A 23,947-nucleotide genomic window follows, 5' to 3' on the forward strand; every position below is an offset into this window, starting at 1 on the left:
GAATATGTCAGCAAAACAACCGGTAGTTAAAGATAAAGTACCTTTCGGGCAGAAGGCCTCTTTCGGTGCAGGTCACCTTGTGTTGAATCTTCTGCCAGGTGCTTTGGGGGTGTTCATGTTCTTTTTATTGACCGCTTTCGGCATGAATCCATTTTTGGCCGGTTTACTGGGAGGGCTTCCAAGGATCTTTGACGCTCTTACCGACCCGATCATGGGCTTTATCTCAGATAATACGAAATCAAGATGGGGAAGGCGGCGGCCTTACATTTTTGTAGGGGCTATTCTCAGTGGGATCTTTTTCATACTGCTTTGGCAGATGGATGAGACCAACTCACAAACCTATAATTTTTGGTACTTCCTGATTATGTCGATGGTGTTCCTGGTGGGGAATACCATGTTTGCTACACCGCTGATAGGACTGGGATATGAAATGACCACCGATTACAATGAGCGTACTCATTTGATGGCTTTTTCTCAAACGGTGGGCCAGATCGCATGGATGATCGTACCTTGGTTCTGGGTGTTAATTGCCAATCCGGATCTGTTTGCAGATCAGGCTACTGGTGTCAGGCAACTTTCAGTGCTTGTTGGCGGCATCTGTATCGCTTTAGGGTTGCTGCCTGCCATCTTTTGTGAAGGTTTGGATGACACCCATATGGAAAACAGAAAAGAGATCTCTTTCAGAACTGCCATTCAAAACCTGAAAAATCTTTTCAGTGATATTGTAATGGTTTCCAAGAATAAGCCTTTTGTGAAATTATGTGTATCTACCTTTTTGGTTTTTAATGGATTTCAGCTTGTTGCCTCTTTCAGTTACTTCATCATTGTGTTTTACATGTTCAACGGTGATTACGGTGCCGCTGGTAACTGGCCTGCCTGGTTTTCTACCATGACGGCTGTTGCTACAGCTTTTTTGGTCATTCCTATAGTATCATGGATATCTGACCACTTTGGTAAGCGTAAAGCATTTATCATCTCAACAGCTCTTTCCATAGTCGGTTACATCCTAAAATGGTGGGGTTTCAGTCCTGAGAATCCCTGGTTGATGTTTATGCCCATCCCATTCATGGCTTTTGGATTAGGCGGTCTGTTTACGCTGATGATGAGTATGACAGCAGATGTATGTGATCTTGATGAGCTTGAAAATGGTATGCCCAGAAGAGAAGGAACCTTTGGTGCCATTTATTGGTGGATGGTGAAACTGGGACAGGCCATTGCACTGGTTTTAGGCGGTCTGGTACTGGAGCTTGTCGGTTTTGATCAAAATGCAGCTACACAGACAGCGGCAACCATGACTAACTTACGTATAGCTGATATTGTAATACCCGCTGTGACAGCCGCGTTGGCAATCTGGGTAATGTATAGTTATAGGTTGACTGAAGCACGAGCAAGAGAGATTCAGCAAATACTGATCGACAGAAGAGGGGAGCTGTAACAAGTTGACAAATGTATATAACACAATAAAATTGGTTAAGTAAAATGTCTTTTAGAGAAGAAAAATACCTTACATATAAACGATCGGGTGATGTAGCAGAATTAAGCTATATAGACAACGAACCTGATGTTGATCTTCAGCATCTATTCAGAGAAGTATTGAATGATAAAGTACACGGCCTGTGCTTTAGTCTTTATGAAGAAGGTCAGGGTCCGGGTGATCAGATATCTGAAGCTCAGATCCGTAAAAGGATTGAGGTGCTTGCACCTCATACCGAATGGATCAGATCATTTTCATGCACAGAGGGAAACCAAATAATTCCTGTGGTAGCCAAAGAATATGGACTTAAAACGTTGGTTGGGGCATGGCTTAGCAGTGATAAAGAGAAAAATGAAGAGGAGATCAAAAACCTGATCAAATTGGCCAGAGACGGATATGTGGATATTGCGGCTGTTGGGAATGAAGTGCTTTACAGGGATGATCTGTCCGAGACTGAACTGCTGGATTATATGAAAGATGTAAAAGAAGAACTTACTGATATACCGGTCGGATATGTTGATGCCTATTACGAGTTTACTCAACGGCCGGCATTGGTGGAAAACAGTGACGTAATTCTATGTAATTGTTATCCATACTGGGAGGGCACAAGTTTTGAACATTCTTTTCAACATATGCGCCAAATGTACCATCAGGCTAAAAACGTTGCTCAGGGCAAGGAAATTATCATAACTGAAACCGGATGGCCAAGTAAGGGCGAGCCTCTGGGCGATGCAATTCCTTCTGAGGAAAATGCCCTGAAGTATTTTATCAATACGAACCTATGGGCACAGGATGAAGATGTGGCAGTATTCTATTTCTCATCATTTGATGAATCATGGAAGAAAAGTAACGAAGGAGAAGTGGGTGCTTATTGGGGCATTTGGGACCATAATGGAAAACTTAAATACTAGCATGAACACCTTTAACAACATAGGGATTACTTCCGGAAATGCAATTTGCTATTCCGGCTACAGAGATGGTCAGCATCCGGGCGGAGTATCTCCCTCATATGCAGAGGTTAAGGAAGATCTGACCATACTGCAGAAACACTGGAAATACCTTAGACTGTTTGATTGTGATCAGCACTCCCAAATGGTCTTAGAGGTTATAAAAAAGGAGGGTTTCGATCTGAAAATCATGCTTGGAGCTTATATTGTGGCCGAAGAGAATAATTTCAATTGCCCGTGGCAGGGTGGTGTTTATACACCGCCTCAACTTGAGAAAAATCGGATTATCAATCAGGATAAAATTGACCGCTTGATCGAAATGGGGAACCTCTATCCTGAGGTTATTTTTTCATTATCAGTCGGAAATGAAACATGTGTAAACTGGACAGATCATTATGTGCCTGAATACAAGGTTTTGCAGTACGTGAATCAGGTCAAAGCCGGAGCCAAACAGCCTGTTACCTTTTGTGATAACTACGCGCCATGGCTTGGTAAGCTAAAGAAAGTAGCTGAGGCTGTAGATTTTATTTCTATACACACCTATCCGGTCTGGGAATACAAGCAGATCAGTGAAGCGCTCTCCTACACCCAGCAAAACTATTACTCAGTAGCAGATGAATACCCTCACAAGCCGGTAGTGATCACGGAAGCTGGCTGGACGACCCGTTCAAATGGTAAGGGTATTGAGCCCTCATTTGTGAATGAGGAATTACAAAAGAGATATATAGAAGATCTGATACAGTGGGTCACAAAGGAGAATATTCTTACATTCTTTTTCGAAGCCTTTGATGAATATTGGAAAGGAGCGGATGAACCATTAGAACCAGAGAAGCACTGGGGTTTGTTCAATATTGACAGAACGCCAAAATTGGCGGTGAAGCATTTGTTTAAATATTGAAATTGAAAAGCTTTTCTGAAGCTATAAAACTTATCAAAGCCGACTCTTTAAATGGAGCCGGCTTTTTTTATATGAAGAATATGCATTTCAAACTTCCATAGCTTACATTCAGGTTTATTAGATAAGAAAAACATATTAAGTACTAATGGGAATACAGTACTTGAATTAAAGCCCGCTGTTTTTTAAAAATCTTAGTCAACTGTTATGGGAATAGTGATAAGCCGGATATACTTGAAAACAGAAATCTAATACTTTCTTGCACCTGATCGTCACATACATACTTCTAGCCTTAAACATTTTGCCATCCCTGGCCTTTCAGGAGTTGCCTGTTAAAGGTGTCCCTTATCTAAATAATTTCCCCCCTTCACAGTACGGCCACAAAGGTAAAATCTGGGACATCGATACTGCCCCCAATGGAATGGTTTACATGGCCTCAAATCGAGGACTGTTAGAGTATGATGGCAGGCACTGGAAGAGTTACAATGGGAGTAGGGGCATTACCCGTTCAGTTACTGTGATAAATGATTCCTTGATATACAGTGGATCGGATCTGGATTTTGGGGTCTGGAAAAGAAATCTGTATAAAGAATTCGAGTACACTTCCTTATACCCGTTTCGGGAAGACCTGAATCAGATCAGTGAAGAATTCTGGAACGTTCATGCCATAGATGATAACATATTCTTTGTGTCAGCCAGTAATATTTATGTTTACACAAACGGAAGTTTGACCAAAATTCCGGCTCCAAATGAGATACAAAAGAGTTTTGAGCTCAGTGGAACACTTTATTTTGTTGATGAGATTAATGGACTTTATGAGTTACAAGACCTGTCACCCAAACTGCTAACCGTTCTTAATTTCAATCCAGTTCCGGAAATTGTTGGTATGTACGAGAATGAGGATAGGTTGATACTTGTTTCACAGAATTCCGGCTTATATAAATATGAGCTTGGTGAGGTCAAGCCCTTAGACACTGAATTATCCAGGATCCTTAGAGAGGCAAACGTATTTAGCTTTGAGAAGATAGGAGATACGAATAAGGCCTTCGGTACAATTTTACGTGGACTATATATAAGCGATGAGGAAGGCAATATCACTCATCATGTTAACAAAAATAAAGGCCTGCAGAATAACACAGTACTAAGTTTGCACTACAGTCCGAAGGGAAAACTATGGATGGGTATGGATTACGGTATCTCTTATCTGGATCTCATGCACAAGTTCACGTTCTTTTACGATTTTCATGGAGATTTTGGAACAGGATATACAGCTGTTCTGAGGGGTAAAGATTTTTATTTGGGGACCAATCAGGGTTTATATACAGCAACATGGGATGAACTAAATGACTCTCATGAAGACTTCGATAACTTCAGACTTATTCCAGGTTCTGAGGGTCAGGTATGGAGTTTGAACATCATTGAAGATGAGGTTTGGGTTGGCCATGATCGCGGACTATTTACTTTGAAAGGTGGCATTCTAAACAGGATAGGCGAACAAAGTGGGATCTGGACCATTAAAACATATAAAAATTATTTGCTGGCCGGAACCTATAATGGAATATCCATCTTCCGAAAGAGGAATGGGGAATGGGTTTTTTGGAAAAAAATGGACCTCATCATAGGGTCTTGTAATCAGATCATTATTGATGGAGAAAATACAATATGGATAAATATTCCTACATTTGGGGTCATTAAGGCAACTCTTGGGGATGATCTGGAGCCGATTTACAGGGATATATATTCTAGTGAAGAATTTGAAGGTTCCAGACACAGTCTGCTAAAAACTGATGAGGGCATTCAGGTTACAACAGGGAATTATAGATACTTGTTTGACCCAACTGATAATTCATTCAAAGAGCCCGTTAAATCCGAACCTAATTCGGCTCTTGAAGATCTGTTACGTGAGAATGCCTTACCCCGCAGTCTGACATCTGATTATGATTTTTATCCTATCTATAACGGTTTTGCACTCAGGAATCTAACCATTAGCAATGAAAACATTAATAATAGTTATCAGCTTGTTTTTAGAAGTTTTGAAGCTTTTAACAATAACGATGTTTTTCAAACATATCAGGGTGCAAACATCTCATATAAGTATAACAATGTAAGGATAGAAGCTTTAATACCAAACGAGGAAAGTATAAGATACCAGTACAAATCCGAAAGGTCAGAAAAGTGGGTAGATAATGAAGAGGGAAACAGTTTTAATCTCATCGGTTTGTCTCACGGTAACCATACAGTTACAGTCAGAGCAATTATGGGTGATACGGTGGTTGCTGAAAGGTCTGCCAGTTTTAAAGTAAGCACGCCATGGTTTTTATCATGGTACGCTTATCTTATCTATCTGATGTTAGTTGTAGTGTTGATTTGGGTAATTTATTATTGGCAGGATATAAGTCTTAAGAAACAGAAGAAATATTTACTGACCGATAAACGAAGCTCACTTCAGCAACAGGAAGAAAAGTATCGACAACGTTTAAAAACAGCTGAAAAAGCACGCTTGAAGGCCGAAATTGAACAGGTGAAAGAACAACTCAAAGCTAAAACGATAGAACTGGCCACAAAGGCTAAAGAAAATGATGAAAAGAACAAGATCTTGTCATCGCTGAATCAGAAGCTGGAAAGTATTGAAAAAAAGCCTGAGACACTTAAGCGCAAATTGAGTGAGATGAAAAGGATCATTGATACACACAGTAATTCAGATGACAATACATTTGAGATACAAATAGATCAGTTACATCAGAAGTTCTATGAAACATTAAGAAGAGAATTTCCTGAACTAACAAGATATGATCTTAGGCTATGTGCGTATATCAAAATTGGTTTTGATTCTAAAGAGATAGCAGATCTGCTAAATATAAAACCCTCTAGTGTTTACATCAGTCGGTCACGCCTCAGAAAGAAATTGAACATTGAAACGGATGAAGATCTACACGGATATTTGAATTCGATCTAACTTTACAAACTTACATACCCCACAGCATACATGAGAATATTAATACTTCTATTTTCCCTATCACTTCTGTTTCAGACAACTGCTTATTCTCAACAACCTAAAACAGGTGCCTGGAAAGGAAATATTGTTTATAGTAATGCAAATATCCCCTTTACCTTTGAGGTTGAATATCCCAGAAATTCGGATGGGCCTGTTTTTACTTTTATAAATGGTAATGATCGTGCTTCTTTGGAAGCTTCTGTGCAAAATGACAGCATCATTATCCCCATGTTTGCTTTCGATATTACGCTAAAGATGGCCATGGGTAAAGAACAAATGACCGGTACTCTTATCAAACATTACAGCAACCGAACATATCCGTTTAAAGCAGAGTATGGAAAATCGCGTTATGAGATTAAAGAAGAAGAGAAGCCTGTTCAGGTCGGCAGCCGATGGGATATGACCGTGAATGCCGGTAGAAGTGGTGAATATCCGGCCGTGGGTCTGTTTGAACAAACCGGTAGCAGAATCACCGGAACCATTTTGACTGAAGTAAGTGATTACCGTTTCTTTGAGGGTAAAGTGCAGGGAGATCAAATCGAGATGTCTGTTTTTGATGGAGTCCATGCTTTCTTATTAAAGGGAACATATGACCATACAAGTGAGCAGTGGAGTGGAGAGCTAATTTTGGATGATGGGTATGCCAGACCCTGGATTGCAACTCCGAATGAAAATGCTGAATTACGAGATCCTTTTGAGGTGATCGATCTCACTGAGCGAAATATTAGGCCTGATCTTGAAAAGCTGGCTGCTTTGGCTGAACAACGCGTTACATCAGAGCAATATAAAGGCAAGGTGTTGATCATTCAGCTGATGGGGACGTGGTGCTCTAACAGCCAGGATCAAACGCGATATTTAACCGAGTGGTTAGCCAACCATCCTGACAGGAATGTTGAGACCTTAGCCGTAAACTACGAAGCTAACTATTCGGTGGGATATGGGCTCCATCGAATTGAGGCCTACAAAAGGCACCTGAACATTCCTTATGATATGATCCTTGGTGGACCGCTATCAAAAACAAAAGCTGCAGAAGCATTTCCTTTTATGGATGAGATACTGGCATTTCCAACATTGATCTTTATAGATAAGGAAGGATATGCCCGTTATGTCCATAGTTACTTTGCCGGACCTGCAACCGGGAGTTACTACGAAGACTTTGATAAACGATTTAATGCGATAGTAGACGAACTTACAAGAGAGTAGAAGCTATAGAAACTTAAAAAGACCTCGAAACGAGGCCTTTGAAAAGTAAAAAGGTATGTGGTGATCAATTAATTAGCAGCGATCATTCCTTTCAGTTTCTGTGATTCGGCATATTTACTGCTCTGTGGATATTCTTCGATAACCTGACTTACGAGTTCACTGGCTCTTTCGTTGTTGCCGTCCTTATAGTATGCCTGAGCGGCTTCAAACAGATTGGATGGTGTGGTTACTTCATTTTCGTTCCATTTGGCTGCCTCAACGAATTTCTGACCTGCTGCTTCATAGCTTTCATTAGCCATAAGCAAGCGAGCATGGAAAGTGAGTGGACCTACGCCCATAATGCCATCCGGTACATCAAAAGATTGCATGTAATTCAATGCATTTTCGACATCCCCTAATTCAAAACTTGAAACAGCGGCATAATAAATAGCAATATTGCCGGCGTTTGTTCTGGGAAATTCTTCAGCGATCTGATCGAAACCGTAGGTTAACTCAAATTCATTTCCGTACAGGGCATTTTCATAATCCCCCTGAGAGTAGTAGCCTTCAGCTATAGCAAGTAATTCCTGAGCCTGATCTTCCTGGGCGGCTGAGTAATAGTTGTATCCAACAATACCGCCAATTAGTACAATCAATGCAATTGCACTGCTGATAACTTTAACTCTGTTCTCAAAATAAAAGTTGGCCGCTCGATTATAATTCTCGATTAGCGGATCGGTTTCTAATTCTTCTTTTGAAAGCCTTTTTGACATGATTTTTAAATTAACTTGCTTTGATTTATTAAGGGTGTAAAAATAGGACAGTTTTGAGCTTTTACCAAAACATTAAAATGGCTCAAGGATGCCTTTTTTAAGCTGTAGGATGCGGTCTGAACGTCCGGCAATTTCTTTTTCATGAGTAATGAGCAGAACAGATACACCCATTGCATCTCTGAGTTCGAACAGCTGATCCAGAATGACTTCGGTGTTCTCAGAATCCAGGTTGCCGGTGGGTTCATCTGCCAGAATAACCTTTGGGTTATTCATAAGAGCTCTTGCCATGGAAACGCGCTGTTGTTCACCGCCGGAAAGCTGAGTGGGGCGATGTTCTTGTCGGGCTTTGATCCCAAAAAGACCTAACAATTCACGGGCCCGTTTATAAGCTTCGCTCGATGGAGTACCTGCAATGAGAGCCGGCATGGCTATATTTTCCAGGGCAGAAAATTCAGGAAGAAGGTGATGGAACTGAAATACAAATCCGATGTATCGGTTGCGAAATTCAGCCAGATCATCTGATTTTAGTTCCGTGATATTTTTACCATTCCAAAATACATCTCCTGAATCAGGAGTATCAAGCCCACCAAGAATATGAAGCAGGGTGCTTTTACCGCTGCCACTTGATCCGATAATGGAGGTAATGCTTCCTTCCTCCACTTCGATATCCATTCCCTGAAGTACCCGTAATTCTTCCTTATCCGGTCCTCCGGGGAAGCTTTTATGCAGATCACGAGCCTGTAAAACGATCTTCTTGGATTCTTCCATCAACCTTGAATAGAATTATTAAGGCCGGGATAGGTTACCGGTTCAATATGTACACATTTTCCGGATCCTACATCAACCTTGGCATAAACACCCGAAAGCTGATTATTACCTTTGGCCTGTTTGTATTTTTGATGCACTCCGGTCATAAAACGTTTGATGGCTACTTTTTTATCCATTCCGATACATGAGTCGAATGAACCGGTCATGCCGGCATCCGTGATATACCCAAGTCCTTCAGGAAGAATACGAGCATCATTGGTCTGAATATGAGTGTGTGTGCCGGCAAGTACTGAGGCTTTCCCATCAATATGCCAACCCATGGAAATTTTTTCGGCGGTGGCTTCCGCATGAAAATCCACAAAGATGATTTGAGTTTCCTCTCTGATCTTTTCAAGGGCCCATTCGGCGGCTGAGAAGGGGTCATCAATGGCTTTCATAAATGTGCGGCCTTGAATATTCAATACACCTACTTTAATGGATTCATCTTTCTTTAAAGGAAAAATACTAAAACCCAGGCCGGCATTACCTTTAGGATAATTGAGAGGGCGCAGAATGTGATCATGCTCCCTCATATAATCAAAGACCTTCCATTTGTCAAAGGAGTGATCACCGCCTGTTACAACGTCAACACCCAGTTCTAAAAGGTTCTTGATGATCTTCCGGTTGGTGCCAAATCCCTCATGAGAGTTTTCAGCATTGGCGATCACAAAATCGGCGTTATACTTAGTGATAAGGCTGGGTAGAAAAGTATTGGCCATTTCCAGGCCTGCGTCTCCAACAATATCTCCTACAAAAAAAATGCTGATAGTATCAGCCAAAATAGTCTCCTGAAAATTAGTCTGTAATTAAGTTTCTTTTATTTCTTTCAATAAACGTTCGAGGCTGTGGTTGACTCGCTCCATCAGAACTTCTTCATTGTCTTCCAGCTCACTGTTGGTGTTGCGTATTTCAAAAAGCTCTTCCGCAATACTGAGAGCGGCAAGAGTCATAACGGTCGATTCGGGTTGTTTTACCAGCTGTTCGCGATAGGTTTTGAATCGCTCATCCACAAAGCGACAAATACGCTGCATGGCTTCTTCTTCATGATCTTCAACTTTCAGTGGGTATTGCTTACCCATTATGGTCACTTTGATCGATTTCATGAGTCAGCTCCCAGATGATGATCTATCTTTGATATCAACCCTTTAACATGCTGTCTTAAAGCCAGCCTTTCACTTTCTGTGATGGCAGAGAATATATCGGTTTGTTTTTCCTGCTCTTCCTCAAGCTTTGCCTTAAGCCTTGCATTATCACGTTTAAGCTCGCGAATCTCTTTTTTTAGGTCATCCACCTCTGAGCCGACTTCATCCAAAAGTCGTCTGAACTTATCGGTTTGTTGTGCAAGTTTATTCATTTATATGAAGTTTGATCTAACCTCTCAGTTTAGCAGAAAAATCTTTTTCGAGTGATTTAACTATTCTCTGAATAATAGGTTCTACTTCTTTGATATTCAAGGTCTTGTTACGATCAAGGAAATGCAGTCTGAAGGCCAGGCTTTTGTTCCCTTTACCGATCGACTCTCCCTCAAAGACATCAAAGATGCTGATGTCTTTGAGCTGATCTCCTGCTTTCTTTTTGATGACATTTATCAACTCGCCGGCGGCAACCTGTTGGGGCACAATAACTGCGAAATCGAACTCAAACGACGGAAATTTTGGAACCGGTTTGAAGGACTTTTCAGGCACAGCATCTAAAATCTGTGACATGGCCGTCACAGATAACTCAGCTACAAATGCATCTTGTTCAAAATCGTAGGCTTTTTTGAGATTATCATCAGGGATGAAAAGGCTTCCGACCTTCTGATCTCTCCATTGATACTCCAGTGTTTCTGAGTCCACCGCTTCGGAGCTAAGGTGATCAGCCAGACCCATTTTGATAAAGAAGGCATTGACCAAAGCTTTGAGGTCGAACACAGAATAGGGTCTTGCTTCCTGTGACCATGAATCTACATTCTTCAAACCGGCCAGCCCAAACAGTAGGTGTACTTCTTCTTTGATGCCCTCGTAATATGTTCCATCTTTGTCTGCATTAAAAACATGGCCAACTTCAAAAAAGCGAACACCCGATGCATTGCGATTGAAGTTATAGGAAGCAGATTTCATAAACCCGTGCAGGAGGGAAGGACGAAGCGTACTGTTATCCTTGTTAAGTGGGTTCAGTGCATCGATCAATTCATCTTTCTCACCGTATTGTGCAGCATCTTTTTCAGCGATCAGGGAGTTGGAATAGATCTCACGGAGACCCAGCTGTTGGGCTGTTTCTCTTATCTTTTGATTCAGCTTTTCCCAGTTATTGATAGCTTCTGAAGAAACAAAAATACCGTGATCAGGAGATGGGATCTTGTTGTAGTCAAATAATCGTCCAACCTCTTCAATAAGGTCAACTTCACGTTCAAGGTCGGGCCGGAAAGTTGGGATCTCATAGGTTATCGTTTCTTCATCTCTGGAGATCTCGTTTAGCTCAAGTCCACTCAATATTTTAGCAATAGCTGGAGTGTCAAAATCTGTTCCAAGTAAGCGATTGGTATAGCTTTTTCTGAGAGTCAGATGATGAGCTTTAGTTTTGACAGGATGGATATCAATGGTTTCATCAGAGATATTTCCACCGCTCACTTCGGCAATCAGTTCTGCGGCTCGTTCTGCTGCTATGGCCTGTATATTTGGATCTATACCACGTTCAAAGCGATAGGAAGCATCAGTTTGAAGAGACTGCTCTTTGGCAGTTTTACGGATAGAAACGGGATCGAAATAGGCACTTTCAATGAGAATATCTGTGGTTTCGTCACTTACTTCAGAATCCACACCACCCATTACTCCGGCAATAGCAACCGGACCCTCACCGTCACAAATGAATAGGGTGCCGGGGGAGCATGTGCGCTTCACGTGATCCAGGGTTTCAAATTCGATCTCTTTGTCAAAATCTTTTACTGTGATCTCTTTGCCACGAATGGTGGAATAGTCGAATGCGTGGAGTGGCTGACCTAATTCGTACATAACATAGTTGGTCACGTCTACAACATTGTTCACAGGTCGTACACCTATGGCTTTGAGCTTATTTCTGAGCCAGCTGGGTGATTCTTTGATCTCCACGCCTGTCACCATCTTACCAACGTATCGGTGACATTTTTCAGTATTTTCAATACTGATCTTGATATCGTCGGACGTCTCTACCGTTTTGCCAGAAGTGAACTCGGGCTGTTGCAGGTTCAGATTCAGAGCTGCTGCAAGATCGCGAGCTACTCCAAGATGGCAGGTCGCATCCGGACGGTTTGGTGTGATGGCGATATCAATAACGGTGTCTTCATACAGGTCAAAGATATCAGAAATTGGTTTTCCGATCTTCAGTCCTTCATCAAGTACCATGATGCCGGAGTGATCAGTTCCAAGGCCGAGTTCATCTTCAGCACAGATCATTCCTTCAGAAACTTCTCCCCGAAGTTTAGCTTTTTTAATGGTAAGGTTTGAACCGTCATCCAGTTTGATCGGGAGAGTTGAGCCTACGGTTGCGACCGGTACTTTTTGCCCGGCAGCCACATTCTTGGCGCCGCACACGATCTGTGTTTTGGTATCACCCAGGTTTACATCACAGATCTGAAGCCGGTCGGCGTTCGGGTGGGCACGAACCTCTAGCACTTCACCTACTATTACACCCTCAAGAGAGCTGCCATAGTCTTCGATCTCTTCAACCTCAAGACCGATCAGCGTTAATTTTTCTGCAGTTTCTTCCGGCGAAAGCGGAAGATCAATTAATTCTTTAAGCCAGTTATAAGATACTTTCATTAAAGTAAGGGAGGTATTTAGTTAAACTGTTCTAAGAAGCGAATGTCATTGTCATAAAAAGTACGGATATCATCAATTCCGTGACGCAAAATAGCGATACGTTCTACACCCATACCCCAGGCAAAACCGGTATATTTTTCGGGGGCGACCCCGGCGTGTTTAAAAACATTGGGATCTACCATACCTGAACCAAGGATCTCAAGCCATTTACCGTCTTTTTCAGATCCCCACCAGACATCCATTTCCAGGCTTGGTTCGGTGAAGGGAAAGAATCCGGGGCGCAGCCGGTACTTGACATCAGAGCCGAACATCAGCTTGGCAAAAGTGATCAAGGTTTCCTTCAGGTCGGCAACACTTACATTTTCATCTACATATAAAGCTTCAACCTGATGGAACAGAAAGTATGATTTAGGTGAAACTGCCTCATTCCTGTAGACACGACCAGGCATGATAGCACGTATCGGTGGTTTGGTGTTTTCCATCAATCGGATCTGAACCGGTGATGTGTGGGTTCTCAGCACAAGATCCTGAATATTCGGATCATCGCTCTTTCGGATAAAAAAGGTATCCTGTTCATCCCTTGCAGGGTGGTTTGGAGGAAAATTAAGAGCTGTGAAGTTATGAAAGTCATCTTCTATCTCAGGTCCGTCCGCAATGGTAAAACCAAGGCGGTAAAATATCGACTTCATCTCTTCAAGTGTTTGTGTCAAAGGATGCAGTGACCCCAAAGGATAGGAAGGAGGGGTTAAAGTGATATCATCTTTGGCACTCAGGTCCTTGCTTTGATCCTGTGCAAGAGAGAGCTTGGCATCCTCGAATTTGGACTCGGCCAGTGTTTTAACCCGGTTCATGGCTTTGCCGACCTCAGCACGGTTCTCTTTTGGGACCTTACCCATATTTTTGAACATGGATTGAACTCTGCCGTTGCGCGACAAAAATTCCAGGCGGTAAGCCTCAAGTTGATCTTCGTCTGCAATTTCAAATTGCTGAATGTCTTGTTCTAATACTTTTATGTCATCAAGCATGTGATGCTTTTTGTGTTATAGAGTAAATGGGATATAAGTTAATAAGGAAATAAGTAAACAGGATTAAAACCTTGTCACTTATTTCCTTATTAACTAACTGCTGAAAATAAAAAAACCGGTAAACCTTATGAAAAAGATCTACCGGTTTATATCATATAATATGCAATTAAGCAGTGGCTTCCTTTACAATAGCAGCAAACGTGTCTGCATCGTGTACGGCTAGATCTGCAAGGACTTTACGGTTGATCTGCATATCCTTTTGCTTCATCGCGTGGATGAGCTTGGAATACGTAGTATCGTTTAGTCGTGCAGCCGCATTGATGCGGGTAATCCATAATCGACGGAAATTACGCTTACGGTTCTTCCTATCACGATATTGGTATAGAAGACCTTTTTCTACTGCATTCTTAGCAATAGTGTAAACGTTTTTACGCTTGCCCCAGTAACCTTTCGCTTGATTTATAATCTTCTTGCGACGGCGACGGGAAGCCACAAGGTTTAATGAACGTGGCATTTTGTCGTTAGTTTAATGATTAAAATTTATAAGGGAGCTGCTTTTTGATAGACTTTTCATCGGCTTTATCAACCAATGTGTCTTTACCAAGCTGTCTCTTAGTTTTACTACTTTTCTTAGTCAAAATGTGACGCTTAAAAGCTTTCTTACGTTTAATTTTACCGGTACCGGTAACTTTAAACCGCTTTTTAGCTCCACTGTTACTTTTCATTTTTGGCATGGAAATCCACCAACTTTTGTGAAAATTTAAAGACTTATAAAATAGGGAGATTTATAGCCCTACGCAATGAAGGAATTAACTTTTCGAAGGAGTAAGCATCATGATCATTCTGCGGCCTTCCATATTGGGCTTTGATTCGATCTTGCCAACGTCAGAAAGGTCTTTAGCGAGCTGTAAAAGTAATAATTCGCCTTTCTCAGTATATAGCATATCGCGGCCTCGGAACTGTACGGTAGCTTTCACTTTATCACCGCCTTCCAGGAATTCGCGTGCGTGACGTGTTTTAAATTCAAGATCATGATCATCCGTATTAGGACGGAAGCGAAGCTCTTTAACAGAAACAGTATGTTGCTTCTTTTTGGCTTCTTTCTCTTTTTTCTTTTTCTCATACATGTATTTCCCAAAGTCGATCACCTTACAAACAGGCGGTTTGGCTTTAGGAGCAACTTCTACCAGATCCAGATTATATGATTCGGCTATTTTTATGGCACGATCTACTGTCGTGATCTCATGCTCTTCGTCGGGTTTTATGACCCTGACCTGGGAAGCATTAATTTCGTCGTTAATTCGGGGACGATCATCATTTTGTGGTCGTCTCTGAAAATTTCTTCTTGCGATAGTAACCTCGTTGTTTTGTTAGTCTTTAGGTAAAGCTTTTGTGTCAATTTCTTCTTTGATATCTGAAAGAAACTCAGAAAAATTGAAAGTTCCAATATCCCCGTGCTTATGACGGCGTACAGACACTGAATTCTCCTCAACTTCTTTCGCACCAACTATTAACATAAATGGTGTCTTACTCGTTTCAGCATCACGGATCTTTCCACCGATCTGCTCACTGCGCTCATCTACAGAGACTCTTACACCAATATTTAGCAGGGCCGTTTCAAGTTCTTTGGCGTACGGGATCTGATCGTCTGAGATCGGGAGGATCTTTACTTGTTCAGGCGACAGCCACAGGGGGAAATCACCTGCAAAGTGTTCTATCAGGATACTTGTGAACCGCTCCATTGAACCGAATGGTGCTCTGTGAATAATGACCGGACGGTGTTTTTCATTGTCGGAACCGACATAGGTCAGGTCAAATCGCTCAGGCATAACATAATCTACCTGAACCGTACCGAGCTGCCATTTACGTCCAATAGCATCCCGGATGATAAAATCGATCTTAGGTCCATAGAAACTGGCTTCTCCGGGAGCAATAGTATAGTCGAGCCCCATTTCATCTGCAGCTTCTCGTATCTCAGTTTGGGCACGATCCCAGTATTCAGTGTTTCCGCCATATTTTTTATCGTTTTCATCCCGATAAGAGAGGCGGATATCAACCGGCATACCAAAAGTACTGAAGACCATCTGAGTCAATTCAATGGTATTCTTAATTTCTTGCTTGAGCTGGTCGTGTGTGCAATAAATGTGAGCATCATCCTGAGTGAAACCGCGAACGCGCGAAAGTCCACTCAATTCCCCTGATTGCTCATACCGATAAACGGATCCGAATTCAGCCAGTCTGAGTGGCAGGTCACGGTAACTTCTCATTTCATTGGAATAGATCCTGTGATGATGAGGACAGTTCATCGGCTTCAGCATATATTCATCATCATCCACCTCCATTGGGTTGAACTGTGAATCCTTATAATAAGGATAGTGACCGGAGGTCTTGTACAATTCTATGTTGGCTATATGGGGAGTGATAACCTCTTTGTAACCGCGTTTCTTCTGTTCGTCGCGTAGAAAGGCCTCAAGGGTTCTGCGTAGTGTGGTTCCGTTGGGCAACCACATTGGCAATCCGCTACCCACCATATTGTCGATCATATAGATGCCAAGCTCTTTACCAAGCTTGCGGTGATCCCGTTTCTTTGCTTCCTCAATTCTGTTCAGGTGTTCTTCCAGCATTTTCTGTTTGGGAAAGCTTATCCCGTAGATTCGGGTCAGCTGCTTGCTGTCAGAGTCTCCACGCCAGTAGGCGCCGGCAAGGCTTGTCAGCTTAACAGCTTTAACATCTCCGGTAGATGGAATGTGCGGTCCGCGACAGAGATCTGTGAAATTACCCTGTTCGTAAAATGTGATGGTTCCATCTTCGAGATCCTCGATCAGATCAACTTTATATTCATTACCTCTTTCTTTATAGAAGGAGAGGGCTTCATCTTTGCTGACATTCCTGCGCTCGAATTCTGATTTCTTTCGAGCCATTTCAATGAACTTCTTCTCGATCTTCGGAAGATCTTCCTGGCTGATCTGGTTATCACCAAAATCAATATCGTAATAGAATCCGTTTTCGATAGGAGGGCCGATACCGAACTTTGCCTCAGGGTATAATTCCTGAACCGCTTCAGCAAGCAGGTGAGCAGATGAATGCCAAAAAGTGTATTTACCGTCTTCGCTGTCCCAGGTATTAATGGTGATGTCAGCGTCTTCGGTGATAGGCCGGTCAAGGTCTATGATATCTCCATTCACAGTAACACTGAGTGCGGCACGAGCCAGGCCCGCTGCGATTGATTGTGCTACTTCCAGTCCTGTGACACCTGATGAATATTCTCGTTCGCTTCCGTCCGGTAAAGTTAAAGTAATTGTTTTGTCAGCCATTCAATATTTAATTCTCAAAAATTCTTAATACCTGCAAGATAAAAAAAATGGAATGCCCACACAGCCTTATTCCTGAGATATTTTTTTAATAAATTGTAATTGGACATGTCAGCCTATAAATGAGATATTCGAGCGGCATAAAATTAAGATATTGTAGTACAGAAACTTCATGAATTTTAACTCCGAAGTAAGTTTTTTTGACGCTCAGCCTATGTTCGTTTGCGAGCAGGTTACGTTAAAGATTTTCGATGTAAATAAAGCCGCTACTGACCTTTTAGGCTTTTCCAGTGAATACCTGGTCGGTAAAAGGATCCTGAAACTTGGTTCAAAGGTAGATCCCTCTTCATTGAACTTGAGTAGCAAAGCTCAAAAAATGTTGAACTCAACCGGTATCTGGGAATTTAAATGCGAAGACGGAAGCAGTAAATACTTTCAGCTTTCTGCCCATATGATCAAATATAAAGGGGATCCGTCGAAACTGGTTATTGCCCATAATATCACGGACCTTGTTACAAAAAGGTTTGTGAGAGATGAATTGCTTTCAAGTCAGATCAGCTTTAATAATTTTCCGCTGGCTGAGATCGAATGGGATGCCCAAATGAATGTAAGTCGATGGTCAAAGAAGGCTGAGGACTTGTTTGGATATACGTCGGAGGAAGTGGTTTCTGAGAAAGGGATGATCAAAGAGTTCATTCATGATGATGATCTTGATTATGTGATGCATCATGTTGAGAAAACCTTGGAGCAGGGAGGAAGAGAACTTACCCTTATTAACCGAAATGTGACCAAAACCGGAGAGGTCATATATTGTGAGTGGTATAATTCCCTGATGTATGACAGTGATAACAATATGATTTCTATGTATTCACTGACTCATGACGTTACCGAGAGGGAAGAGGCACTTTTGGAAACCAAGAGAAGCATGATGAGTTATCAGGACCTTTTTAACTCAATAAGTGATGCTATTTATCTCATCAATAAAAAAGGTCATATCATTGAGGTAAATGAAGGCCTGGAATATACTTTTGGTTATAATCGGAACGAAGTGGTAGGGAAACATATCCGGATGCTTATTGCTCCGGGAAAATTTGATGAAAATAGAATAGGCAAGATCTTTGAAAAAGCTGAAAAAGGATTAGCCGTTAAATACGAGGGCTGGGGCCGAAAGAATAATGGCGAGGTCTTTCCTACTGAGTTTTTGGTGAACACCGGTAATTATTTTGGAGAAGACGTGTTTATCATAATTGAAAGGGATATAAGTGAACGCAGAGCATCCGAAGAAGCTCTTAAAAAGCGTGAAGGCCTTTTAAGTAAATTATTCAATTCCAGTCCGGTTGGCATTGCTCTGTTGAATGAGCATCATGAAGTGGAAATGGTAAACGATGGCTTTGAGCAACTGTTCGGTTACAGGGAAAATGAGTTAAAAGGCCTTGACCTGGATAAGCTTATTGTGCCGGAATGTGAGCAAAGGGCAGCCGAACAACTAAGTGAAAGTGAAAAAATAAAACAGGTCACCCAAAAGCGAATTCGTAAAGATGGTTCTGTCATTGATGTGATCATTTATGCAGTACCTGTGGTAGTAGAGAAGAGTGTAGTTGGAATTTATGGACTGTACGTTGATATCACCGATCGGATAAAGGCAGAAAATAAGATCCAGGAATCACTGCAGGAAAAAGAAATGTTGCTGGCTGAGATCCATCATCGGGTAAAAAATAACCTGGCCGTCATCACGGGGCTGCTTGAATTGCAAACCTATTCGACTGAAAGTGAATCTGCCAAAGAGGTCTTGCGGGAGAGTCAGATGCGGGTGAATTCCATTGCCATGGTTCACGAAAAGTTGTACAACAGTGAGGACTTTTCAGAGGTTAATATTGCTCAATATTTTGAAGAGCTAAGTGAGGTCATTTATAACACACTCAAAACAAATGACAAAAAAGTAGATATTATTTTGGATTTGGAGGATACCAAACTCCCGATCATTCAGGCCATTCCCTGCGGTTTGTTGTTGAATGAGATCCTAACCAACAGTATGAAGCATGCCTTCAAGGGATTGAGTGCCGGTAAATTCAGGCTTAAGCTCAGAAAAGAAAACAACAGTATCTACGTTGAAATGTGTGATAATGGGTTGGGAATGCCGGATACATCGGATGTTGATATCAACAGTTCTATGGGCATGACGCTGATCAAAGCCCTGGCAAAACAGCTCGATGCTTCCTTAGATATTGACTCAAAAAATGGAACTTGTTTTCGGTTCAGTTTTGAGAAAAAAGAAGGCGAAAAATTTGATGGTGATGAAGGGCTGAATAAAGGTATCTAGCAAGAAGAGAGGTTTATAGAATGTGTGCGTCACAAGCGACAACCCTAAACTAGCAAAGATGATAAGCAGTAACGAAAATATAGAGGTATGGGGAAGGTATTCATTCTTCATTGAGGCATTAATTTGGGTCACTCATAACTACTAGTATTACGTTTAAATTTGCCTGTATTTAAGGAATGGAAACCATAGATACAGGATTTAAGGAAAAGAAGGCATCCCATTTGGGGTGCCTTTTTTGTTTTCTCAACTTTTCCTAAAACACAAAAGAGTTTCCCTGTTGCGAGTGAAACGAGTTACAGCAATAGGCTACAAGCACTTGTAGCCCAAAAAAGCGAAGCGAAAAAGGTAAGGCGAAGCCTTTCCAATATTAAGGGACTTACCCCTCTGGGCTTGTAGTAAGTCCCATAACTCACTGATTCAAAAGCTAAAGTGTATGTAGAATTACTAGATTAATTTTGTTACACTTATCGAATATTAATTAAAAGTAGAGGTACATACATGGATTTAATAGATCAGTTAAAGTCGATTTCGAATAACATTGAGAGACAAAAAGATAAAGTATTAACTGAAGAGGCAACAAAAAATGCATTTGTTATGCCTTTTATCAAAGCTTTGGGGTATGATGTTTTTAATCCTGATGAAGTAGTTCCGGAATTCACATCAGATGTTGGAATTAAAAAGGGTGAGAAAGTAGACTATGCCATTTTCATAGACGGTAAACCAGCGATACTTTTTGAATGCAAAAAATTACAAATAGATTTGAAGGCAAAAGCTCCTTCACAGTTGTACCGATATTATTCAGTGAGTGATGCTAAACTTGGTATAGTTACAGATGGTAGACATTATCATTTTTACTCTGATTTGGAAGAGTCAAATAAAATGGATGATAAACCTTACATGGAATTAGATTTATTGAATATCGATGAACATCTAATTCCTCAATTAAAGAAAATTTCAAAAGGCACATTTGACTTAGATGCTACTCTAGAAACAGCTGTTGAATTAAAGTATACAAAGGCTATTAAGCGAGAGATTGCAACACTTCTTGAAAATCCTACTAAAGAGTTTGTGAAGTTTTTTACCTCATTAGTTTATGATGGCAGATTCACTAGTAATACTGAAGAACAATTTACTCCGATAGTTAAAAAAGCATTTAACCAATTTATAAGAGAAAAAATTAATGAAAAAATAAACTCAGCTTTTGATGAGGAAGAACAAGAAGAGGTTGTATCAGAAGAAGAATTAGAATCCAAAGATAATGGGATAGAAACTACAGAGGAAGAAATAGAGGGTTACCATATAGTGAAAGCCATTGTATCAGAGGTTGTATCACCTAGTAGAGTTCACCACAGAGATACAAAAAGTTATATGGGAATTTTACTGGATGACAATAACAGACAACCTATATGTAGGCTACACTTCAATTCTAGTGATAACAAATACATTACTTTATTTGATGAAAATAAAAATGGTGAAAGAGTGGATATAGATTCTCTTAACGATTTATATAAATATGCAAATCAACTAAAAATTGTAGCTAAGAGTTACTGATGAGTAAGAAGGAAGAAGATAAACCAACCCCTGAAGGCAATAAAGATCTTTCAGATGTGAAAGGTGAAATTTCATCCAATTTATCAAAAGAACTGCAAAAATTAGTCAACCAAAATTCTCCTTTCAATAATCTTGGAATAGTTAGACAATTTGATGTATTTAGATCACTTCACAAAGATCTAAAAACGATAGGGATCAACTCTAACATTCATTGGATGACTCAATGGGTAAAGACTTTAGATACAATAAATATATCAAATCAAAGACTAATTGATTCTTATAAAGATATATTTGATTCACATGCATCTTTAAGTTCAATTAATTCTGCACTTGGGCCGTTTGCAAAGATTGATCTAAAAAATACCTCAATTAACCATATAAATTGGGACTACAATAATATATTAAGAGAACTCTCAAGTAATCTTAGTGAAATTGAGAATATTCAAAAGCAATTTTCAAAATCATTTGGCCTAAAACCCAATAAAAACCTTATCAATGCAAGCTCAGCACTTAGAGATATTGAATATCTCTATGGTACTTACAATGATAATTTTAAAGAATTAAGTGTTGATGAGTTGGAGTCTGTTGCTAGGAATGCAATTGATTCTACTAAGGATGTGATAAAACACGATAATGAAATTGAAGGCCAGGGTTCAAAATTTATTTTGGAAAATTTGAATATAAACTATGCCTATCAACTGATTATGTTGATTTTAACTGTCATTATGATTTATCAAAGTCACTCAAGTTCTGAAAAGTTAGAAAATAAACTTGACGATCTATCAAGAGATTTGAAACAGGTAGCAGAGAGCGCAAAAAATTTATCTGTAGAAATGAATGTGAATATTGACCAAACAATAGAGCACAATACTTTAATAGCTAAAAGAGAGTCAACAGTAAGAGAAAAGCCTTCATCTAAATCTGATTCTGTAGGTATTATTCGTAAAGATCAGGCATTAGGATTAATTCAGGGTGAGAAATGGTGGTATAATATCTTTTATGTAGATTATGAAACTGGAGATTACGAGATAGGGTGGGTGTATAAGGGTAATTTGAAAAAAGGACTATAGCTAACCATACAACATAGGTATTATAAAACGTTTGTACCTTTACTAGTACCTAAAAATAATAAACCCTATATAAATCAAGTACTTATATAGGGTTTTGGTGCGTCCTACTGGATTCGAACCAGTGACCTCTGCAATGTCAATGCAACGCTCTAACCAACTGAGCTAAGGACGCATGTATTTTAGAATCAAGGCTCCAAATATAGGCACCTTTTTGGGAGTATTACAACGGAAGTTTTGGTTTATTGATAATTTTAATTGGGTCCGTCGCAGATCGGTCTATCGGTAGATCGAAAACTGAGGGAATCGAACTGTAGCGTGTTTTATAATGACTTAGTTTCTTAAGGGAGATCTGTACGCTTTTCAAAAGTATGGATATAAGCTCATTGCATTCATTCAAACCATCAAAAAGTTGCAGATCTGAGATATATAAATTTGAGTAGTGAATATTATACTTGCTAAAGGAAATATTAGCAGGTTTATTTTATGGGATGTAATAACATGATACCGGAAGGACAAGGAGAAGACCTTCAACCTCAGAAACGATATTTCATTATAACGTTTTAATAAGTCACGTAAACCTGATTAAAAACCGTATTTGAGATGTAGTTGAAACCTCACATTATTGGCGTCTTCTGTATCTGAAACGGTTCCATCGGGTTGAGTTGATCCATATGCTGCCACGCTGTACATGATCTCGCCCATGATCTGGAACTTTTCAACTTCCAGGGTCAGCCGTGGTGAAAACCGATAGCTGTGATCAATATCCGAACCTCTTCCGTAAAAGTTAACAGTTTCATTAGCACCCGGCATATCAGTAAATCCCAAGTTTTCAGAATAGCCGCCAAAGACAGAGTAGGTCAGATCTCCATTTCTGTATAACCATTCTGTCCAGAAAGATACGGTTTCTGAATTGTTATAGGTGATCTCATTGGTTTGGTTATCCACAAACTCACCATATCCGCCCATCATTAGAAAATTATGCATGTTCTGACCATACAATCCCTGAATTTTAATGGTTAAATCGGACCAGTCTTTGCGGATATATCCATTGGTGTGCCATGAACCCAGTGTTTGGTCCAGCTTTTCTCCGTTGAGATCCGCAAGCCTGGGCTTTATGACTTTATAACCGGCCACAGTTCCCAGATCCCATCCTTTATTCTGATATACCAGATGTAGATTCAGCTCAGGTATTGCTGAATTGCGCAGGTAGTCGGGAGACCCACCCTTAGGTCCAGTTGTTGAGAAATCACGCTGTGTAAGCGCTATGAAGGCTGCCGAAAAATTATCTGACAGGGCATAGGTAAACCTGATCTGGGGATTTCGCGAAAAAGCTGCAAAAGGAGCACCACCTCCCCAGGAGGAGACTTCAGGGAAGCTGCTTGTAACAAACATTGGATGCCAGTATTGTCCAAATAAAAGAGAGGCCTTTTCCCAATCCAATTTTATGATGGAGTGGCGCAGCCTTACCAGGCTAATTACAGGATCGGAGTTGCCAAGAAAATCGAGTTCCAGCAGTGCACTTGACCGGGCACCAAATATATCCGGACCTGAAATATCAGCTTTCAAACGACTATGAAGTGCAAACATGTTGAAATTAGGCTGTGCGTTTATATCATCACCATTCAGATCGTCCACGACACGAGACGGAAAGATCAACACATCGCCCTCACGAGCTGATACCGTTTGCCGCGTATCAAAAATGCTTTCATAACTGATAAATCCGCTGAAATTCAGATCGTAATTGTTTTCATCCTGGGCTAACAAAAAACCGGGAAGAAGAGCGAGCAAAATTGTAAACAAGAACCATTTCATAAGCAT

20 protein-coding genes and 1 tRNA gene are annotated in these 23,947 nt (G+C 40.6%); 8 read left to right on the forward strand and 13 right to left on the reverse strand.

Annotated features, from left to right (window positions below; genetic code table 11):
- Positions 1–4: 4 nt before the first annotated feature.
- The 5 genes from ACKGJO_RS03270 (at position 5) to ACKGJO_RS03290 (ending at position 7,514) form a co-directional block, all read left to right on the forward strand.
- Positions 5–1,435 carry an MFS transporter gene (locus tag ACKGJO_RS03270; protein ID WP_411321966.1) on the forward strand — a complete coding sequence of 477 codons (1,431 nt, stop codon included), beginning with the start codon at positions 5–7 and terminating at the stop codon, positions 1,433–1,435.
- 44 nt (positions 1,436–1,479) lie between these two features.
- On the forward strand, positions 1,480–2,385 hold the full coding sequence (locus ACKGJO_RS03275) for a glycoside hydrolase family 17 protein (protein ID WP_411321967.1): 906 nt from the start codon (positions 1,480–1,482) through the stop codon (positions 2,383–2,385).
- Between the two features lies 1 nt (position 2,386).
- A complete protein-coding gene (locus ACKGJO_RS03280; RefSeq protein WP_411321968.1) occupies positions 2,387–3,319 on the forward strand; it encodes a glycoside hydrolase family 17 protein in 933 nt (310 codons plus the stop codon).
- A 298-nt stretch (positions 3,320–3,617) separates the two neighbouring features.
- Positions 3,618–6,272, forward strand: a complete 2,655-nt coding sequence (locus tag ACKGJO_RS03285) for a LuxR C-terminal-related transcriptional regulator (protein WP_411321969.1) — start codon at positions 3,618–3,620, stop codon at positions 6,270–6,272.
- A gap of 30 nt (positions 6,273–6,302) precedes the next feature.
- Complete coding sequence (locus ACKGJO_RS03290) at positions 6,303–7,514, forward strand: peroxiredoxin family protein (protein WP_411321970.1); 1,212 nt, start codon at positions 6,303–6,305, stop codon at positions 7,512–7,514.
- A 68-nt stretch (positions 7,515–7,582) separates the two neighbouring features.
- Here the strand turns inward: ACKGJO_RS03290 and ACKGJO_RS03295 are convergent, their stop codons facing one another.
- From ACKGJO_RS03295 to thrS, 11 genes are all read right to left on the reverse strand, one after another.
- Positions 7,583–8,266 (reverse strand): tetratricopeptide repeat protein, encoded by a 684-nt coding sequence (locus ACKGJO_RS03295; protein WP_411321971.1) that lies wholly within the window; start codon positions 8,264–8,266, stop codon positions 7,583–7,585.
- 72 nt (positions 8,267–8,338) lie between these two features.
- Entirely contained in the window at positions 8,339–9,034 is a 696-nt protein-coding gene (locus tag ACKGJO_RS03300) for an ABC transporter ATP-binding protein (protein ID WP_411321972.1), read from the reverse strand.
- A complete protein-coding gene (locus ACKGJO_RS03305) occupies positions 9,034–9,852 on the reverse strand; it encodes a TIGR00282 family metallophosphoesterase (protein ID WP_411321973.1) in 819 nt (272 codons plus the stop codon). Before ACKGJO_RS03305 ends, ACKGJO_RS03300 begins: the two co-directional genes overlap by 1 nt.
- 27 nt (positions 9,853–9,879) lie before the next feature.
- Positions 9,880–10,176, reverse strand: coding sequence for a cell division protein ZapA (locus ACKGJO_RS03310; protein WP_411321974.1), 297 nt, complete (start codon positions 10,174–10,176; stop codon positions 9,880–9,882).
- Positions 10,173–10,427, reverse strand: a complete 255-nt coding sequence (locus tag ACKGJO_RS03315; protein ID WP_411321975.1) for a hypothetical protein — start codon at positions 10,425–10,427, stop codon at positions 10,173–10,175. The genes ACKGJO_RS03310 and ACKGJO_RS03315 overlap by 4 nt, the downstream gene beginning before the upstream one ends.
- A 16-nt stretch (positions 10,428–10,443) precedes the next feature.
- Entirely contained in the window at positions 10,444–12,852 is a 2,409-nt protein-coding gene (gene pheT, locus ACKGJO_RS03320) for a phenylalanine--tRNA ligase subunit beta (protein WP_411321976.1), read from the reverse strand.
- 17 nt (positions 12,853–12,869) lie between these two features.
- Positions 12,870–13,877: a phenylalanine--tRNA ligase subunit alpha gene (gene pheS / locus ACKGJO_RS03325; RefSeq protein ID WP_411321977.1), complete on the reverse strand. Its 1,008-nt coding sequence runs from the start codon at positions 13,875–13,877 to the stop codon at positions 12,870–12,872.
- A 166-nt stretch (positions 13,878–14,043) separates the two neighbouring features.
- On the reverse strand, positions 14,044–14,391 hold the full coding sequence (gene rplT / locus ACKGJO_RS03330) for a 50S ribosomal protein L20 (RefSeq protein ID WP_411321978.1): 348 nt from the start codon (positions 14,389–14,391) through the stop codon (positions 14,044–14,046).
- Between the two features lie 19 nt (positions 14,392–14,410).
- Positions 14,411–14,611 carry a 50S ribosomal protein L35 gene (rpmI, locus tag ACKGJO_RS03335; RefSeq protein WP_411321979.1) on the reverse strand — a complete coding sequence of 67 codons (201 nt, stop codon included), beginning with the start codon at positions 14,609–14,611 and terminating at the stop codon, positions 14,411–14,413.
- 75 nt (positions 14,612–14,686) lie between these two features.
- Positions 14,687–15,229 (reverse strand): translation initiation factor IF-3, encoded by a 543-nt coding sequence (gene infC, locus ACKGJO_RS03340; RefSeq protein ID WP_411323272.1) that lies wholly within the window; start codon positions 15,227–15,229, stop codon positions 14,687–14,689.
- A gap of 18 nt (positions 15,230–15,247) precedes the next feature.
- Positions 15,248–17,191: a threonine--tRNA ligase gene (thrS, locus tag ACKGJO_RS03345; RefSeq protein ID WP_411321980.1), complete on the reverse strand. Its 1,944-nt coding sequence runs from the start codon at positions 17,189–17,191 to the stop codon at positions 15,248–15,250.
- A gap of 169 nt (positions 17,192–17,360) precedes the next feature.
- Here thrS and ACKGJO_RS03350 point away from each other — a divergent pair, with 169 nt between their 5' ends.
- The 3 genes from ACKGJO_RS03350 (at position 17,361) to ACKGJO_RS03360 (ending at position 22,129) form a co-directional block, all read left to right on the forward strand.
- Complete coding sequence (locus tag ACKGJO_RS03350) at positions 17,361–19,508, forward strand: PAS domain-containing sensor histidine kinase (protein ID WP_411321981.1); 2,148 nt, start codon at positions 17,361–17,363, stop codon at positions 19,506–19,508.
- A gap of 498 nt (positions 19,509–20,006) precedes the next feature.
- Positions 20,007–21,059 carry a type I restriction endonuclease gene (locus tag ACKGJO_RS03355; RefSeq protein WP_411321982.1) on the forward strand — a complete coding sequence of 351 codons (1,053 nt, stop codon included), beginning with the start codon at positions 20,007–20,009 and terminating at the stop codon, positions 21,057–21,059.
- Positions 21,059–22,129 carry a hypothetical protein gene (locus ACKGJO_RS03360; RefSeq protein WP_411321983.1) on the forward strand — a complete coding sequence of 357 codons (1,071 nt, stop codon included), beginning with the start codon at positions 21,059–21,061 and terminating at the stop codon, positions 22,127–22,129. The genes ACKGJO_RS03355 and ACKGJO_RS03360 overlap by 1 nt, the downstream gene beginning before the upstream one ends.
- 95 nt (positions 22,130–22,224) lie before the next feature.
- On the opposite strand, the gene ACKGJO_RS03365 is transcribed toward ACKGJO_RS03360, so the two are convergent.
- A tRNA-Val gene (locus ACKGJO_RS03365) sits at positions 22,225–22,301 on the reverse strand.
- Between the two features lie 410 nt (positions 22,302–22,711).
- Positions 22,712–23,941: a hypothetical protein gene (locus ACKGJO_RS03370; protein ID WP_411321984.1), complete on the reverse strand. Its 1,230-nt coding sequence runs from the start codon at positions 23,939–23,941 to the stop codon at positions 22,712–22,714.
- Between the last annotated feature and the right edge of the window lie 6 nt (positions 23,942–23,947).

The sequence above is a fragment of the Gracilimonas qinghaiensis genome (genome assembly GCF_046602855.1).
Taxonomy (GTDB): domain Bacteria; phylum Bacteroidota; class Rhodothermia; order Balneolales; family Balneolaceae; genus Gracilimonas.